Genomic DNA, 15,843 nt, shown 5'->3' with positions numbered 1-15,843 from the left:
GCACCGCGTTATCGTTTATCGCGGGCAAGCACCGCTCCCACAGAGCCCGGAGTAGCCATGACCGTCCTCCAAACCCGCATCAACACCCGCTCCGCCGAATTCGCGATCAACAGCGCCACGTTGCTGGAGCAGGTTCAAGCGCTGCGCACCCTGCTTGCCGACATTCAGCAAGGCGGTGGTCCGAAAGCACAGGAGCGGCACACGTCACGAGGCAAACTGCTGCCTCGCGACCGCATCAATCGCTTGCTCGACGCAGGCTCACCCTTCTTTGAAATTGGCCAGCTCGCCGCTCTGCAGGTCTACGACGAAGAGGTACCCGCCGCAGGTGTGATCGCCGGAATCGGTCGCGTTGAAGGAGTGGAATGCATGATCATCGCCAATGACGCGACGGTCAAAGGCGGCTCCTACTATCCACTGACGGTTAAAAAGCACCTGCGGGCGCAAGCCATTGCCCAGCAGAATCGACTGCCGTGCATCTACCTGGTGGACTCCGGCGGCGCCAATCTGCCGCGACAGGACGAGGTGTTCCCGGACCGCGAGCACTTCGGACGGATTTTTTTCAATCAAGCCAACATGAGTGCCCAGGGTATACCGCAGATCGCAGTGGTCATGGGCTCATGCACCGCCGGTGGCGCTTATGTACCGGCCATGGCGGACGAAGCGATCATGGTTCGCCAGCAGGCGACGATCTTCCTTGCCGGGCCTCCTCTGGTCAAAGCCGCTACCGGGGAAGTCGTTAACGCCGAGGACCTCGGCGGCGCTGATGTTCATTGCCGCATCTCTGGCGTCGCCGACCACTACGCCGATAACGATGAACACGCACTGGAGCTCGCGCGGCGCAGTGTGGCCAATCTCAACTGGCGCAAGCTCGGTCAACTCAACAGCGTCACGCCGATTGCTCCGCTATACCCCACTGACGAGCTTTACGGGGTTATTCCCGCCGACTCCAAACAGCCTTTTGATGTTCGCGAAGTCATCGCACGCCTTGTGGATGGTTCGGTGTTCGACGAATTCAAAGCGTTGTTCGGCACCACGCTGGTCTGTGGCTTCGCGCGGCTGCATGGCTACCCGATCGCGATTCTCGCCAATAACGGCATTCTGTTTGCGGAAGCAGCGCAGAAAGGCGCCCACTTTATCGAACTGGCCTGCCAGCGCGGCGTTCCGCTGCTGTTCCTGCAAAATATCACCGGGTTTATGGTCGGCCAGAAGTACGAGGCCGGCGGCATCGCCAAGCACGGCGCCAAGCTGGTGACGGCGGTGGCGTGCGCCAAAGTGCCGAAATTTACCGTGATCATTGGTGGCAGCTTCGGTGCCGGTAACTATGGGATGTGCGGCCGCGCCTACGATCCCAGGTTCCTGTGGATGTGGCCTAACGCCCGAATCGGCGTGATGGGCGGCGAACAGGCCGCAGGCGTACTGGCTCAGGTGAAACGTGAACAGGCCGAGCGCAGTGGCGAACCCTTCAGCGCCTCTCAGGAAGCCGCCATCAAGCAGCCAATCCTTGACCAGTACGAACACCAGGGACATCCGTATTACTCCAGCGCACGCCTTTGGGACGACGGCGTAATCGACCCGGCGCAAACCCGGGAGATTCTCGCCCTGGCCCTCTCCGCCTCACTTAACGCGCCTATTGAGCCGACGACGTTCGGCCTGTTCCGCATGTGATCAGGGAATGCTCATGACTGATTTTCAAACCGTAGAACTGCTTCTTGATCCGCGAGGGTATGCAACCCTCTGGCTGAACCGGCCCGAAAAGAACAACGCGTTCAATGCGCAGATGATCCGCGAACTGATTCTCGCACTGGATGCCGTTCAGACCGATGCCAGCCTGCGTTTCCTGATCATTCGCGGGCGCGGCAAACACTTCAGCGCAGGGGCCGATCTGGCCTGGATGCAGCAGTCAGCCCATCTGGACTACAACACCAATCTGGATGACGCCCGCGAACTGGCCGAGCTGATGTACAACCTCGCCAAGCTGAAAATTCCAACGCTGGCTGTAGTGCAAGGCGCAGCGTTCGGGGGAGCGCTGGGACTGATCAGTTGCTGTGACATGGCCATCGGCAGCGTGGACGCGCAGTTCTGTCTGTCCGAGGTGCGCATTGGCCTCGCCCCCGCGGTGATCAGCCCGTTTGTGGTTCAGGCCATAGGCGAGCGCGCTGCACGCCGCTATGCACTGACTGCGGAGCGTTTCGACGGTGCACGCGCCCGGGAAATCGGTTTGATCGCCGAGCACTATCCTGCGCAGCAACTGGAGCAACAGGTATCCGAGTGGACCGATAACTTGCTGCTAAACAGCCCGCAAGCCATGCGCACCAGCAAAGACCTGCTGCGAGAGGTCGGAAATGGTGCGCTGACTCCGGCATTACGCCGGTATTGCGAAAACAGCATCGCGCGGATTCGTACCAGCGCTGAGGGTCAGGAGGGGTTGCGGGCTTTTCTGGAGAAACGCCAACCCGCCTGGCAGATCGGACAGCCCAAGGAGTCCCGCTCATGAGCGCCCCGACACTGACGAGCGTGCTGATCGCCAACCGTGGCGAAATTGCCTGCCGCATCATGCAAACCGTGAAAAACCTCGGCCTGACCACTGTCGCGGTCCACAGCAGCATCGACAAGGATGCTCGTCACACCCGCGAAGCCGATATCAAAGTCGATTTAGGGGGCAGTAAAGCATCAGACAGTTACCTGCGAATCGATAAGCTGATTGCGGCAGCGCAGGCCAGTGGCGCTCAGGCCATTCATCCCGGTTACGGCTTTCTCTCTGAAAACGCAGAGTTTGCTCGCGCCGTCGAAAACGCCGGTCTGGTTTTCCTCGGCCCGCCCGCCTCCGCCATTGATGCCATGGGCAGCAAGTCCGCCGCCAAGTCGCTGATGGAAAGTGCTGGCGTACCGTTGGTGCCGGGTTACCACGGCGACGCCCAGGACTTGGCGACCTTTCGCGATGCAGCCGAGCGGATTGGCTATCCGGTATTGCTCAAGGCCACTGCGGGCGGTGGCGGTAAAGGCATGAAAGTCGTGGAGCGCGTTGAGGATCTCGCCGAGGCACTGGCGTCGGCGCAGCGTGAAGCCGCGTCATCATTCGGTGACTCACGCATGCTGGTGGAGAAATACCTGCTCAAGCCTCGCCACGTGGAAATCCAGGTGTTTGCCGACCAGCACGGTCATTGCCTGTACCTCAACGAACGCGACTGCTCGATCCAGCGTCGCCATCAAAAAGTCGTCGAAGAAGCACCTGCTCCAGGCCTTGGTGCGCAACTGCGCAAAGCCATGGGTGAGGCTGCAGTCAAGGCGGCGCAAAGCATTGGGTATGTAGGTGCGGGCACCGTAGAGTTTTTGCTCGACGCGCGGGGCGATTTCTTCTTCATGGAGATGAACACCCGACTGCAGGTGGAGCATCCGGTCACCGAAGCCATTACCGGCCTTGATCTGGTCGAATGGCAATTGCGGGTCGCCCGGGGCGAACCGCTCCCGCTAACTCAGGCGCAAGTCCCCCTGCTCGGCCACGCCATCGAAGTACGCCTCTACGCTGAAGACCCCAACCACGAATTCCTGCCAGCCACCGGGACCCTGGAGCTCTACCGGGAGTGCTCTGCCAATAACGGACGCAGGGTTGATAGCGGCGTGGCAGAGGGCGACAGCATCTCACCATTTTACGATCCCATGCTTGGCAAGTTGATTGCCTGGGGTGAGGACCGCGAACAGGCCCGCTTGAGGCTCCTGGCGATGCTTGATGAGTTCGTGGTCGGCGGGGTCAGGACCAATCTGCCATTTCTGCGACGCATCATTGCTCATCCGGCATTTGCAGCGGCAGAGCTGGACACCGACTTCATCCCCAGGCATCAGGCGCAACTATTGCCACAAGCGGCTCAGTTATCGAATGAGTTCTGGCAAGCTGCCGCTGCCGCGTTCAGCCAGAGTGAACCTGCTCGGGTTCGTCAGGATGATCTGCACTCACCCTGGTCGTCGACGCTTGGCACGCGCTTTGGCGTGGCGTCTGAAGTCGACCTGCATCTGGTTTGTGACGGCCAGGAGCAGGTCATGAAGCTGCGCGGTGACGAGCTGACAGCGTATCAATTGATCGGCGATCAGTTGCTGGTCACGCAGCACGGTGTGCGACAGCAGCACCTCGCCCTGCGTCGAAACAACACGTTGTTCCTCAAGTGGGCGGGTGATCTGCACGCAATCAGGCGTTTTGACCCGATTACCGCATCAGACACCAGCAACGCCTCGCAAGGCGGCCTGACTGCGCCCATGAACGGCAGCGTGGTACGGGTGCTGGTTGAAGTCGGTCAGAGTGTCGAAGCGGGTACACAACTGGTGGTACTCGAAGCCATGAAAATGGAGCACAGCATCCGCGCGGCCAGCGCTGGAGTTATCTGCGCTTTGCATTGCAGCGAGGGTGAGATGGTCAGTGAGGGGGCTGTGCTGGTGGAGATTGAAGGGCTGGCAGAATGAACTACCGCCCTCACGGTTAAAGCGGATCCCACGACGTCGCGCCAAGCCCGGCTCCCACAAGGGATGTGGGTGCGAGGCCTGCCCGCGATTCACTTACCTCATGACCACTGCCTATGAGGGTTTAGACGGCCACCTCAAACAGCTTCGGTGGTACGACCTCTCCCGTTACCAGGCTATGACGTACACGTTCAGCATGCAGGCTCGCAGCTTTCATGGCGCGCTCCTTGATATGGCCATAACCCCGAATCTTCTCCGGTAAACGAGCCAACTCCAACGCGGTATGCCTATTCATCGCGTTGAGGTTAAGCAGGATCAGCTCTACGTCGCCGATATACGACTCGATCAGCTCCCGCTCCTGCTTGCGCTCAAGGCTACGTCCGAACGGATCAAATGCAGTGCCGCGCAACGGCTTGAGCTTCGCCAGAGCACCAAACGCCTTCATCATCCACGGGCCGAAGCTGCGTTTGCGCGGCTCCCCCGTCTGTTTGTCACGTCTGGCCAGCCACGAGGGTGCCAGATGGAATTCCAGTCGGTAATCACCCTCGAACTGCGCCTGTAACTGACGTTTGAAGTCGCCATTGCTGTACAGCCGCGCAACCTCGTACTCATCCTTGTACGCCAGCACCTTGAACAGACTGAAGGCGACAGCTTCAGTCAGCACCGCCAATTGCCCCGGGAACAAACGCGCTTCGGTCTGGCGCACGTTTTCGACTAGACGACTATAACGTTCGGCATAAGCAGCATTCTGGTACTCGGTCAGCGCCACAACGTTGGCTTTGATGCGCTGCGCAAGGTCAACAGGCTGAGGCTCTTCAATGATCAGCTCTTGAGGGTAAGCAATCGCTTGCACCGCGCCCAGATCATGCGCCGCACGCCGCCCCCAGAGGAACGCTTGCTGATTGAGTGTCACCGCCACGCCATTGAGTTCGATGGCTTTTTCGATCGCCGCCGAGCTTAACGGGATGAAACCCAGCTGGAAGGCGTAGCCCAACATGAACAGGTTGCTGGCAATGGTATCCCCAAGCAGGCGAATCGCCAGGTCTGTGGCCTCGACAAAGTGAGTTTTTTCCGCGCCAACCGCATCACGGATGGTCTGCTTCATCGCTTCACCGGGGAACACGGCATCCGGGTTACGGGTGAACTCAGCTGTCGGCGTCTGTTGGCTATTAACCACCGCGTGAGAAAAGGTTGAGTTGAGTTTGGCGATGGCATCCGGGCCTGCCGCCACCAGTAGATCGCAACCCAATAGCAGGTTGGCTTCCCCCGCCGGAATGCGCACCGCAAACAATGCGTCCTGACGCGCCGCGATGCGTATATGGCTGACCACGGGGCCGAATTTCTGCGCAAGACCGGCCTGATCCAGCACGCTGCAGCCTTTGCCCTCCAGGTTTGCGGCGAAGCCCAGCATTGCCCCGACAGTCGTCACCCCCGTACCACCGACACCAGACAGCAGGATGTTGAAGGGTTTGTCCAGACTCTGCAGGTGCGGCTCCGGCAAGGTCACAAAGCGCTGGACCTGCGTCGGCGGCTCAGGCTTGCGCAGTTTGCCGCCATGTACGGTGACAAAGCTCGGGCAGAAACCTTCGACGCAACTGAAGTCCTTGTTGCAGGCGTTCTGATCGATCTCGCGCTTGCGGCCTTGAGCGGTTTCTTTGGGCAACACGGAAAGACAGCCTGACTTGACCCCGCAGTCGCCACACCCTTCACACACGGACGCATTGATCAGCGCCCGTTTTTCCAAGTCTTTCATAGTGCCGCGTTTACGCCGGCGACGCTTCTCCGTTGCGCAGGTCTGGTCATAAATGATCACCGAGACGCCTTTGAACTCCCGCAACTCGCGCTGCACGCTGTCCAGGTCCCGTCGATGATGAAAGCTGGTGATCGGTGCAAAGCCATCCCGGCTTGGGTACTTATCGGGCTCATCCGACACCAGAGCGATACGCTGCACGCCTTCGTTGAAAACCTGACGGCTGAGCTGGTCGACGCGCAATACGCCGTCGATGGGCTGACCGCCTGTCATGGCTACCGCATCGTTGTAGAGAATCTTGTAGGTAATATTGACCCCGGATGCCACAGCAGCGCGGAGCGCCAGGTGACCCGAGTGGAAATAAGTACCGTCGCCGAGGTTCTGGAACACATGGGGGGTATTGGTAAAAGGTGCCTGACCAATCCAGGTGACGCCCTCGCCGCCCATTTGGGTGAAGGTTTCCGTGGCCCGATCCATCCAGATGGTCATGTAATGGCAGCCAATACCCGCCAGCGCGCGACTGCCTTCAGGAACGCGGGTTGAGGTGTTGTGCGGGCAGCCAGAACAGAAGTGAGGGGTCCGCTGAGTGTTGAACAATGGCGCTTGCAGCGCTTGCTCCTTGTCTGCCAGAAACTGCAAGCGCGCCTCGATTTGCGGGCTGCTGTAGAACGGCGCAAGGCGTTTGGCAATGACACGGGCAATCATCGCTGGCGTCAGCTCACTGAGGTTGGGCAGCAACGACTCGCCCTGTTCGTCGAACTCACCGACCACCACAGGACGCCGCTCCACCGGCCAGTTGTAAAGCTGACCGGTTAACTGATCTTCGATCACACTGCGTTTTTCTTCGACCACCAGGATTTCGTCGAGACCTTCGGCGAAACCATGCACTGAAACCGGCTCCAGAGGCCAGCTCATGCCGACCTTCAGCACGCGAATACCCACTTGAGCGCACAGCGCTTCGTCAATGCCCAGCTCTTCCAGGGCCTGACGCACATCCAGATAGGATTTACCGGTGGTGACGATGCCCAGCCGCGGTTGTGGTGAATCAAGGACCACCTTGTTGAGTTGGTTCGCTCTCGCAAACGCGCGTGCGGCATAGATTTTGTAGGTGTTGAGCCGTGCTTCCTGGGCCAGCGGCGGATCCGGCCAGCGAATGTGCAGGCCGCCTTCGGGGATCTCGAAGTCCTCTGGAATCTGCGTGGTCACACGCAGCGGATCGACCTCGACAACAGCGGAAGAGTCGACGTTCTCGGCAATGGTTTTCATCGCCACCCAGCACCCGCTGTAGCGTGACAACTCCCAGCCAATAATGCCGTAATCAAGGATTTCCTGAACGTTGCTGGGGTTAAGCACCGGAATCATTGAGGCAATGAACGCATGTTCACTCTGGTGGGCGATGGTCGACGATTTGCAGCCATGGTCGTCACCGGCCAATACCAGTACACCGCCATTGGCAGCGACACCGGCCGAGTTTGCGTGCTTGAACACATCGCCGCAACGATCGACACCGGGGCCTTTGCCGTACCAGAGCGCAAACACGCCGTCGTATTTGCCTTCGGGAAACAGATTCACTTGCTGGCTGCCCCACACCGCTGTCGCCGCCAACTCTTCGTTGACGCCCGGCTGAAAGTGGATGGCGTTCTGTTTGAGGTAATCCTTGGCGTCCCACAGGCTTTTGTCGAGATTGCCCAATGGCGAGCCGCGATAACCGGAAATGAAACCGGCCGTGTTCAGCCCTCGGGCCTCATCACGCTGTTTTTGCAACATGGGCAGACGGGTCAACGCCTGGGTGCCGGTCAGATACAGATTGCCGGTCGCGAGCCGGTATTTATCGTCCAGACGAATATCAGCCAAAGACATTCAGGTGCTCCTTTTATTTTTATGAGCAGTTTATGGCGGCTAATCCGGGTCGCCATGCGGGCGCCCTGCATGCTGAGCGGCTTCGGCTCAGCATTCACAAGCAAAATACTGCCTGTAGCAAAGAGGCTTTTTCTTTCTAATTTGCCGTTTATCTGCTGAACTTCTGCATGTTCGTTTCGATAAAAATAAAAAAAAGGGTCAATTCATGCAGAACAAATTAAGCCCCATCGACCGCAGGATCCTGCGCCTGCTGCAGCACAACGCCGACCTCTCGGCGGCCGAAATCGCTGAACGCGTCGAGTTGTCACAATCGCCATGCTGGCGGCGCATCAACCGGCTTCAGGAAGAAGGCTTTATCGAGCGCAAAGTCGCCCTGCTCAACCCGCAAAAGCTCGGACTGACCACTACCGTTTTTGTTGACGTAAAGTTATCGGGCCACGGCCGACGCTTCCTGGCCGAATTCGAAGAGGCAATCACCGGCTACCCTGAAGTGCTGGAGTGCTACACGATGGCGGGCGATATGGATTTCCTGCTCAAGGTGGTCGCTCAGGACATCACCAGCTATGAGCGCTTCCTGCGTGACCATTTGCTGCAGCAGCCACACGTTCAGGAAGCCCACTCCAACATCGCCATGAGCGAAGTGAAGCGCACGACAGAGCTGCCGCTGGACTGAGGATTGTCAGGCGGCATCTGAAATTTTTTAAATCGGGGCGATAAAAAGGTTTGACTTGCAAATGATAATGATTATTATTGCAAGCAACTGGCCGCAAGGTCAGTTGGATAACTCAGAAGTCTTAGGTCGGCTTCTGGATTATCTCCTCATCAGGCTAATCACGGTTTTTGACCCGGATTTTTTCCGGGTCTTTTTTTTAGTGTTGCGGTTCTATTTTTTTGTGTTGCAGGTTCGGGTGCTGCGTTCTTCAGGCTAATGAAGAGGGTGTCGTTTCTACGATGGCGCGGATCATAGCAAAAAGATTGCGGAACGGGCCCCTGAAGTTTGCTTTCAAAGGTTCTGTACGGAAGATAATCGGTAACTGAGCTGGCTTATCACTTGAGAATTACTCTCATCCCAGCCACTCTTCGAGCGTCAGGATGACGCCCCTCTTACATCAAGAGCAGCGATCAAGGAAGGCATATCATGAATATCAAGCGAGGCAATCGATCATGAGTATTCAACTCTCGTCCTTTCCCGCTCTGCCCGCACGGCAGCCGGATGTTCCATTAAGCTCGCAAGGCGAAAGCATGCGCCGTGGTCTGGTCAAGCTTTCCCGTCGTGCACAGCAGGTGTTTCTCCTCAGTCGACTTGACGGATTGTCTTACTCCCACATCTCCAGCTTGCTTGATATAGAGGTAACGCTGGTCGAGCAGGCGATGGTTCGAGTGCTCCAGACCAGCCGGCGGCAAGTTGCGGTTGGTGAGAGCGCTGTTATCGACCCCATCGCTGAACAGGCCAGCCGCTGGTATGTCCACCTCCAGAGCCCGCATGCCACGGCCAGCCAGCGTATTGAATTTCGTCACTGGCTAGATGCGGACAGTAGCCATCTTGCCGCCTTCGAAGCCACTGAACGCTTGTGGCGACAACTTCAAGCCCCTGCCGCTGTTTTGGGTGCCAGCGGCTGGCACCGGCGCAAACGGCGCAGTTATCTGCTCTGGTGCATGGCGACAGCCTTCCTGTGCAGCTTGCTGGTTACCGCAGAGGCGTTCGCGCTGTTCGGCCATTTTTGAATCAAACATGGCCGATTCGCACACATTCACGTCGCAGCAACGCGCGTTGCTCAAGGCAGGTTCCGTGTAAAGTAGCGCCATAACTGGCACTAACGTACACAGGAACCGACCGTGACCTCTCTCAAAATCAGCGCAGATTTCGATAGCGGCAATATCGAAGTGATCGACGCGAGCAACCCCGCACACATTCAGTTGGCTATTCGCCCGGATACTCGCAGCCCACATTTTCAGTGGTTTCACTTCAAGGTCGACGGTCTGCAGACGGGGCAGACTCATCGATTCAGCCTGACCAACGCGGGTCAATCCAGCTATAAGAATGCCTGGACAGGCTACAACGCCGTGGCGTCCTACGATCACCAGACCTGGTTCCGCGTGCCCTCCACTTTCGATGACGGCGCCCTGAATTTCAGCCTCACACCGACCGAACCGCAGGTCTGGTTTGCCTATTTCGAACCGTACAGCCGCGAACGCCATGCCTGGCTCATTGAGCAGGCCCTGGAAAAAGCGGGCGTGCAACTGTTGGAAACCGGCAAAAGCGTCGAGGGCCGCGATATTCCTCTGCTGCGTCGGGGTAACGGCGATGAGCAAAAGCTCAAAATCTGGATCATCGCCCAACAACACCCAGGCGAGCACATGGCCGAATGGTTCATGGAAGGCGTAATCGAGCGCCTGCAACAGCGGGATGATCAGGTGCTCAATGCCCTGCTGGAAGTTGCCGATCTGTACCTCGTCCCGCACATGAATCCTGATGGTTCATTCCACGGCCATTTGCGGACCAATGCCAACGGCAAAGACCTCAATCGCGCCTGGCAGGACTCCACTCAGGAAGCCAGCCCGGAAGTGTTCTTCGTCAAGGAACAGATGGAAAAGTATGGTGTGGACATGTTTCTCGACGTCCATGGCGACGAAGAAATCCCTTATGTATTCACTGCCGCGTGTGAAGGCAATCCGGGTTACACGCCAAAACAAGAGCAACTGGAAGCGCAGTTCCGCGGCCGCTTGAGCGAAATCACCCGGGACTTCCAGACGCGCTATGGCTATCCCCGCTCACAGCCGGGTAAGGCCAACATGAACCTGGCCTGCAACAGTGTCGGCGAGAAATACAAATGCCTGTCACTGACTCTGGAAATGCCCTTCAAGGATAACGACGATGCGCCGGACCTGATAACCGGCTGGGATGGCAAGCGCTCAAAACAACTGGCCAAGGATGTCTTGACCACGTTGTCGGAAATGGCTCCGGTCCTGCGCTGACAATGGTTCCCTGTAGGAGCTGCCGAAGGCTGCGAAAGCATTTTTTCTGAGACATCGCTTTCGCAGCCTTCGGCAGCTCCTACAGGGGTAATCAATGCACGCTCTTTAGTGCCTCCCCTCTCCCCGCAACATACTCCCCAGCACTTCATCACGCCTCACCCAGGCATGAAACAACGCCGCAGCGATGTGCATCAGTACTGTCATGAACAACAGATACGCCAGCCAGGTGTGGGTCTGACGCAGAAATGCGAAGGTTCCGGCATCCGCCGCGACGATGGAAGGCAAACGTAGCGAACTGCTGAGCATGACAGGGTCACCGGCCGCTGAAATCATCGCCCAGCCAATCAATGGCATTGCCAGCATCAGCGCATACAGGACGTAATGGGAAAGCTTCGCCGCCAGCACCTGCCAGGTTGGCAAGTCAGCCGGGAGCGCCGGTGTATGACTGGAAAGGCGAACGATGATGCGCAGAATCACCAGCACCAGAATCGCAATTCCTAGCGGCTTGTGCAGATCCAGCAGCCACTCATGGCGTGCCGACACCGATGCAACCATGCCTGCGCCAATGAACAACATGGCGATGATCATCAGCGCCATCGACCAATGCAGCAGGCGCGCCAAAAGAGAAAAATGCGTAGTGGGAGTACTCATGACTTTTTCTCCATGACAGGCGCGGATTTGGGCAACTGCTCCACTTCTGCAGTGCGCCGTTTGTACGACGTGGCGTAGGCGGCGGAACGTGCAGCCAGCAGCGGATCATCAGAGCCAGTGATACCGGATGGCAGGACCAGCGGGTCATAGTTGATGTCACGGCAAGCGCCGCTCAACTGCGGCTGCTCACTCTCCAGGACCAGTGTTCCGGCATTCAACGTGCGCCGATCGGCGGGCCACTGTTTGCTGGCGTCGTTGACCGGATCGTCTGCGTTGGCCAGGGTCAGGATCAGATTGAAGCGCAACGGTCCGGAAGCCAGCCGTGCATCAAGGTCCGGTTCAAGGTAATCCTTGCTATCAGGCGCAGGAGCAGCGGCATTTGCCGGGTCGACGGGCACCATGTTCCAGCGCACGGCCTGGCGCTTGCCGTCAGCACTGACCAGGAAAAACGCGTTTACGCTGTTGTAGGTGACCGTTGCATAGCTGGCCGAAGGCTTGGCAGTCTTGACCCAGGCAAGGAAAGGCCCGGTTTCCGGATGACTGCCGAAGAACGCGGGCGGTTTTGCCGGGTCCGGCTTGCCGGTTTGCGGGTCCGGCGCGGTGGCTTGCAGCAACTCATAGAACGCTTGCGGCGTGCCTACAGGGAACACCGGCATGGCGTTCATGCCGGTGCGCCATTGCTGGCCGTCTGCCTGGGTAAAGCGCACGGCCAGGCTGCGTATCGGTGCGGCGCTGTCGGGCGAGTACGGATTACCGGTAGGCAACGCGAATCGACCCTCTACCGGCGTGCGAGTACTGGAAAATACCTGTGCGCTGGAAAGTTCGGCAGCGGCACCATTACTTTCGAAGTAACCTGAAACGCACACCCCTTTAGGGTGGTTCCGGCGAAAGCCCGGGAAAGTGCCATTATTGTGCTCAAGGGTATTAACCAGCTTGTCCGGGGTCAGGCGCTGCGGATCCAGATAACCTCCAACGTAGGCAAAGGCGGTGGCGGCGACGAGTACTACCACGCCAATCCCCACCAGGCGCAAGCCGGTTGCGGCAGGGCTCAACGGAGGTCTTTGCCTCTCAGGTAAAGGGTCACGGTCGTTCATAGGAAACTCCAGGTCATCGGGCTATCACGATCGGCTATCGCGTTTTGTGCGCAGTAGGACGAAGCCGCGAAGTGTTTATTCCATCAGCCAAAAAAAATTGCACAAATGAAGGAATATATGTCCGCGAGCGTCGTCTTGCTGATCACACCACTGCGATGGTCATAGTTGCTGACCAGGGAAAATCCAGCCCATGAACGAGTTCGATGCACAATTAAGGGAGTTGATACCGCGAATGCGCAGGTTTGCCCTGTCGCTGACCCGTAATCCCAGCGGGGCCGACGATCTGGTTCAGGCAAGCCTTGAAAAGGCCCTGTCAGCCTGGAAAGACAAGCGTCCGGAAGGTGATATGCGCGCCTGGCTTTTCTCGATACTTTATCGCCAGTTTCTGGATGCTCACCGCCGCTCGCGACGTTACAGCCGGATGCTGGCCCTGTTTACCGGCGGCGACGAGGATTACCAGCCCAGCGTGGAGCGCACCGTGGTCGCTCAATCCACTTTGGGCGCGTTCGAGCGACTGACTACCGAGCAGCGTGCGCTGCTGTTGTGGATCTCGGTCGAAGGCTTGAGCTACAAGGACGTCGCCACCATCCTCGATGTGCCCATCGGCACCGTCATGTCACGTTTGTCCCGTGCTCGTCAGGCCCTTCGCCAATTCAGCGAGGGCGAAATCACGACCCCATCTCTGCGGATACTGAAATGATCACCCTGCCCCCCAGCGAACTCGACCTTCACGCTTATGTGGACCAGCAATTGAGCGCTGCTGATCGCCTGCGCCTGGAAACCTGGCTTGCCGTTAATCCTGACGTCGCGCTGCAGGTGAAGGCCTGGCAGGCTGACGCGAAGCGTCTGCGTGCGGCGTTGAGTGGCGATTTGAAGCGCGAACCCAACCCGGAGCTGGACCCTGCATTCATCCGTCAGCGTTTGCGTCGCCACCGTTACCGTCATCTGGCGACGGCCGCCATGTTGGTGGTTGCCGTGGGTTTTGGCGGACTCAGCGGATGGCAGGCCAGGGAGATGACCCTGAGTTCCACCATGCCGCCTATGGCTGATGCCTTGCAGGCCTACCGTATGTTTGCAGTGAACGACAATATGGCCAGCGACTGGAGTGCCGCGCAGGCAGACGATGCTCAAGTGTGGCTTGACCGCCATTTCAATCAGGCCAACCGCTTGCCCGATCTTGAAGCGGCAGGTTTCAAACCCGTCACTGGACGCATGACCACGACCGAACAAGGCGCTGCGGCCATGGTGGTTTATAAAGATCCTGAAGGCCGCACGCTGAGTTTCTACATCCGTCCTCCCGGGGCGAAAAATCATATGTTGCCCAGGGGAAGTCGACAGGACGGGGACCTGCAGGCCGATTACTGGTCGGGCTCGGGTTACAACTACGCCGTCGTCAGCCCGACCAACGATCCCGCAGCGCAACAGGCTCGAAAGGCACTGCCGGGGGCGATTTGAGTCGCGAGCACGGACATTGGCAGCCTGAAAAAACGCGGCGACTTCATCGTCGGAGTGCCGACCCTGACATCCCGCTGTCGTTCGGCTTATCCGGAACCCTGTGGGAGGTTCTAAGTTAGCCTGCGAACACAATTTCCGTGGGAGCGAATTCATTCGCGAAGGGGCCGGTTGAGACACTACATATTCAGCGTCTGCCAATCAGTCTTCCCGAATGAATTCGGTCCCACAGATTAAGCAAGCTTTTCCTGTTAGAGCTGAGGTGGTTGGGGTCTATGTTGCTGCTGGAACGTGCGGTGTCAGGTCGCTATGCGGCTTCATACCGGACTCACTGCCGCCTTTCCCGTCAGACGCCGGACAATCAAGCCCGAGAGCGCCAGCAAGCCCAGCACAATCACTACGCTGCCATACGCGTTGGTCGTCGCAATCAGCCCAAAACTGTGGGCACTCAGCCCGGCAATCAACGCCGGAATACAGAACGCCAGGTAACTGAGTACATAAAAAGCTGACATCAGCCCGGCCCGCTCATGGGCATGAGCCAGGGGCAGCAACAAGCGCAGAGCCCCGAGGAAACCGGAACCGAAACCCACACCGGCAATCACTGACCCGACAAAAAACAGCCACAGCCAACCGGCATTGACCGCCCCCAGTATCACCGCAACACCCGCTGGCAAGCAGCTCGCGCCTATCCAGAGCCCAAGCACCGCAGGACGCAAACGCAGGTTGAAGATCGCCAGTGCACCGCTGATGGTCAGCGTGGCGACGGCCAGACCACCATTGATTGCAGACGTGGTTCCGGTAGCAGCAGCTAGAAGAGACGGCGACAGAGACAGGAAGAATCCCCCGAGTGACCAGGCCGCGATATCAACCGGCAATACCAGCAACAACGTACGCCGCGCCTGAACCGGGACATGCAACGAAGGCTTCAGGGACGCCCACGCGCCCGCCTGAGGGCTGACCGTTTCCGGAATAAACCAGACGTAAATCGCCTGCCCGAAAAACGCGGCCAGCAACAGGCAGTACGTCAGTAACATCGGCAGTGGCGCCATCTCCACCAGCAAACCCGTGCCCAACGCCCCCAGCGCCATGCCGAACATGGGCGCAATACTGTTGACCAACGGGCCCTGTTTCTCGTCGCTGTCGAGCAAGGCGGCCCCGAGCACACTGCCCGCCATGCCCGTTGCCAGCCCCTGAATCATCCTCGCCGCAAGCAGCCAAGTGACATCGACCGCGAAGATGAACAGCAGCATGGCGATGATTTCCAGCACCAGCGCCGCAAAAATCACCGGACGCCTGCCCAGGTAGTCGGATAAGGATCCCACCACGAGAAGCGCGAGTAACAAGGTAAACGCATAGACCGCAAAAATCAGGGTCAGCATGGCTGCAGAAAAACCCCAGCTCTGCTGATACAGGTGATAGAGCGGCGTCGGCGCACTGGACGCGGCAAAAAAGCACAGGGTCGTGAACGCCAGAAATCCCAAGTGGTTGTTTCCTCGCTCAGGGTTCTGCAAAGGGCGGGACATGGGTACACTCTCCGATCAGGCACATCATTAAAGCTAAGGTTTAGCGTTTCCGAATTGTGCAAGCTGACGCCGCTTAAAGCAAATACTT

General features: G+C 58.4%; 12 protein-coding genes. 8 read left to right on the top strand and 4 right to left on the bottom strand.

From position 1 onward, the window contains the following. Positions 1-57 precede the first annotated feature (57 nt). Genes EE949_RS11425 through EE949_RS11415 form a run of 3 tightly spaced genes read left to right on the top strand, consistent with a single transcriptional unit; the run spans position 58 to position 4,452 of the window. Positions 58-1,665, top strand: coding sequence for a carboxyl transferase domain-containing protein (locus EE949_RS11425; RefSeq protein ID WP_122664382.1), 1,608 nt, complete (start codon positions 58-60; stop codon positions 1,663-1,665). A gap of 13 nt (positions 1,666-1,678) precedes the next feature. Then, a complete protein-coding gene (locus tag EE949_RS11420; RefSeq protein WP_122664381.1) occupies positions 1,679-2,494 on the top strand; it encodes a gamma-carboxygeranoyl-CoA hydratase in 816 nt (271 codons plus the stop codon). Next, positions 2,491-4,452: an acetyl/propionyl/methylcrotonyl-CoA carboxylase subunit alpha gene (locus tag EE949_RS11415; protein WP_122664380.1), complete on the top strand. Its 1,962-nt coding sequence runs from the start codon at positions 2,491-2,493 to the stop codon at positions 4,450-4,452. Before EE949_RS11420 ends, EE949_RS11415 begins: the two co-directional genes overlap by 4 nt. A gap of 121 nt (positions 4,453-4,573) precedes the next feature. Here EE949_RS11415 and EE949_RS11410 read toward each other — a convergent pair whose 3' ends face one another. Next, positions 4,574-8,059, bottom strand: coding sequence for an indolepyruvate ferredoxin oxidoreductase family protein (locus tag EE949_RS11410; RefSeq protein ID WP_122664379.1), 3,486 nt, complete (start codon positions 8,057-8,059; stop codon positions 4,574-4,576). A gap of 205 nt (positions 8,060-8,264) precedes the next feature. On the opposite strand from EE949_RS11410, the gene EE949_RS11405 reads away from it, so the two are divergent. The 3 genes from EE949_RS11405 to EE949_RS11390 all read left to right on the top strand — a co-directional run bounded on the left by EE949_RS11405 (position 8,265) and on the right by EE949_RS11390 (position 11,035). Continuing rightward, a complete protein-coding gene (locus tag EE949_RS11405; RefSeq protein WP_122664378.1) occupies positions 8,265-8,732 on the top strand; it encodes an Lrp/AsnC family transcriptional regulator in 468 nt (155 codons plus the stop codon). A gap of 491 nt (positions 8,733-9,223) precedes the next feature. Continuing rightward, positions 9,224-9,784: a DUF4880 domain-containing protein gene (locus tag EE949_RS11395; protein ID WP_122664376.1), complete on the top strand. Its 561-nt coding sequence runs from the start codon at positions 9,224-9,226 to the stop codon at positions 9,782-9,784. 111 nt (positions 9,785-9,895) lie between these two features. Further along, the gene (locus EE949_RS11390; RefSeq protein WP_122664375.1) at positions 9,896-11,035 is read left to right on the top strand and encodes a M14 family metallopeptidase; all 1,140 of its coding nucleotides are present in this window, start codon (positions 9,896-9,898) and stop codon (positions 11,033-11,035) included. Between the two features lie 105 nt (positions 11,036-11,140). Here the strand turns inward: EE949_RS11390 and EE949_RS11385 are convergent, their stop codons facing one another. Next, complete coding sequence (locus EE949_RS11385; protein ID WP_122664374.1) at positions 11,141-11,686, bottom strand: cytochrome b; 546 nt, start codon at positions 11,684-11,686, stop codon at positions 11,141-11,143. After that, a complete protein-coding gene (locus EE949_RS11380; RefSeq protein ID WP_122664373.1) occupies positions 11,683-12,780 on the bottom strand; it encodes a catalase family peroxidase in 1,098 nt (365 codons plus the stop codon). The genes EE949_RS11385 and EE949_RS11380 overlap by 4 nt, the downstream gene beginning before the upstream one ends. Before the next feature lie 190 nt (positions 12,781-12,970). Here EE949_RS11380 and EE949_RS11375 point away from each other — a divergent pair, with 190 nt between their 5' ends. Beyond that, complete coding sequence (locus EE949_RS11375; protein WP_122664372.1) at positions 12,971-13,480, top strand: RNA polymerase sigma factor; 510 nt, start codon at positions 12,971-12,973, stop codon at positions 13,478-13,480. Then, positions 13,477-14,235 (top strand): anti-sigma factor family protein, encoded by a 759-nt coding sequence (locus tag EE949_RS11370; RefSeq protein ID WP_122664371.1) that lies wholly within the window; start codon positions 13,477-13,479, stop codon positions 14,233-14,235. The genes EE949_RS11375 and EE949_RS11370 overlap by 4 nt, the downstream gene beginning before the upstream one ends. Positions 14,236-14,549: 314 nt before the next feature. Here the strand turns inward: EE949_RS11370 and EE949_RS11365 are convergent, their stop codons facing one another. After that, on the bottom strand, positions 14,550-15,755 hold the full coding sequence (locus EE949_RS11365) for an MFS transporter (protein ID WP_122664370.1): 1,206 nt from the start codon (positions 15,753-15,755) through the stop codon (positions 14,550-14,552). Positions 15,756-15,843 lie beyond the last annotated feature (88 nt).

Source organism: Pseudomonas viridiflava (assembly GCF_900602065.1).
Taxonomy (GTDB): domain Bacteria; phylum Pseudomonadota; class Gammaproteobacteria; order Pseudomonadales; family Pseudomonadaceae; genus Aquipseudomonas.
This window is presented reverse-complemented; position numbering and strand designations above follow the sequence as displayed.

Excerpts from the sequence above, each read along its gene's own strand:
- EE949_RS11370 (WP_122664371.1), top strand. The coding sequence starts at position 13,477 with ATGATCACCCTGCCCCCCAGCGAACTCGACCTTCACGCTTATGTGGAC.
- EE949_RS11365 (WP_122664370.1), bottom strand. The coding sequence starts at position 15,755 with ATGTCCCGCCCTTTGCAGAACCCTGAGCGAGGAAACAACCACTTGGGA.
- EE949_RS11375 (WP_122664372.1), top strand. The coding sequence starts at position 12,971 with ATGAACGAGTTCGATGCACAATTAAGGGAGTTGATACCGCGAATGCGC.
- EE949_RS11380 (WP_122664373.1), bottom strand. The coding sequence starts at position 12,780 with ATGAACGACCGTGACCCTTTACCTGAGAGGCAAAGACCTCCGTTGAGC.
- EE949_RS11415 (WP_122664380.1), top strand. The coding sequence starts at position 2,491 with ATGAGCGCCCCGACACTGACGAGCGTGCTGATCGCCAACCGTGGCGAA.
- EE949_RS11405 (WP_122664378.1), top strand. The coding sequence starts at position 8,265 with ATGCAGAACAAATTAAGCCCCATCGACCGCAGGATCCTGCGCCTGCTG.
- EE949_RS11420 (WP_122664381.1), top strand. The coding sequence starts at position 1,679 with ATGACTGATTTTCAAACCGTAGAACTGCTTCTTGATCCGCGAGGGTAT.
- EE949_RS11425 (WP_122664382.1), top strand. The coding sequence starts at position 58 with ATGACCGTCCTCCAAACCCGCATCAACACCCGCTCCGCCGAATTCGCG.
- EE949_RS11395 (WP_122664376.1), top strand. The coding sequence starts at position 9,224 with ATGAGTATTCAACTCTCGTCCTTTCCCGCTCTGCCCGCACGGCAGCCG.
- EE949_RS11385 (WP_122664374.1), bottom strand. The coding sequence starts at position 11,686 with ATGAGTACTCCCACTACGCATTTTTCTCTTTTGGCGCGCCTGCTGCAT.
- EE949_RS11410 (WP_122664379.1), bottom strand. The coding sequence starts at position 8,059 with ATGTCTTTGGCTGATATTCGTCTGGACGATAAATACCGGCTCGCGACC.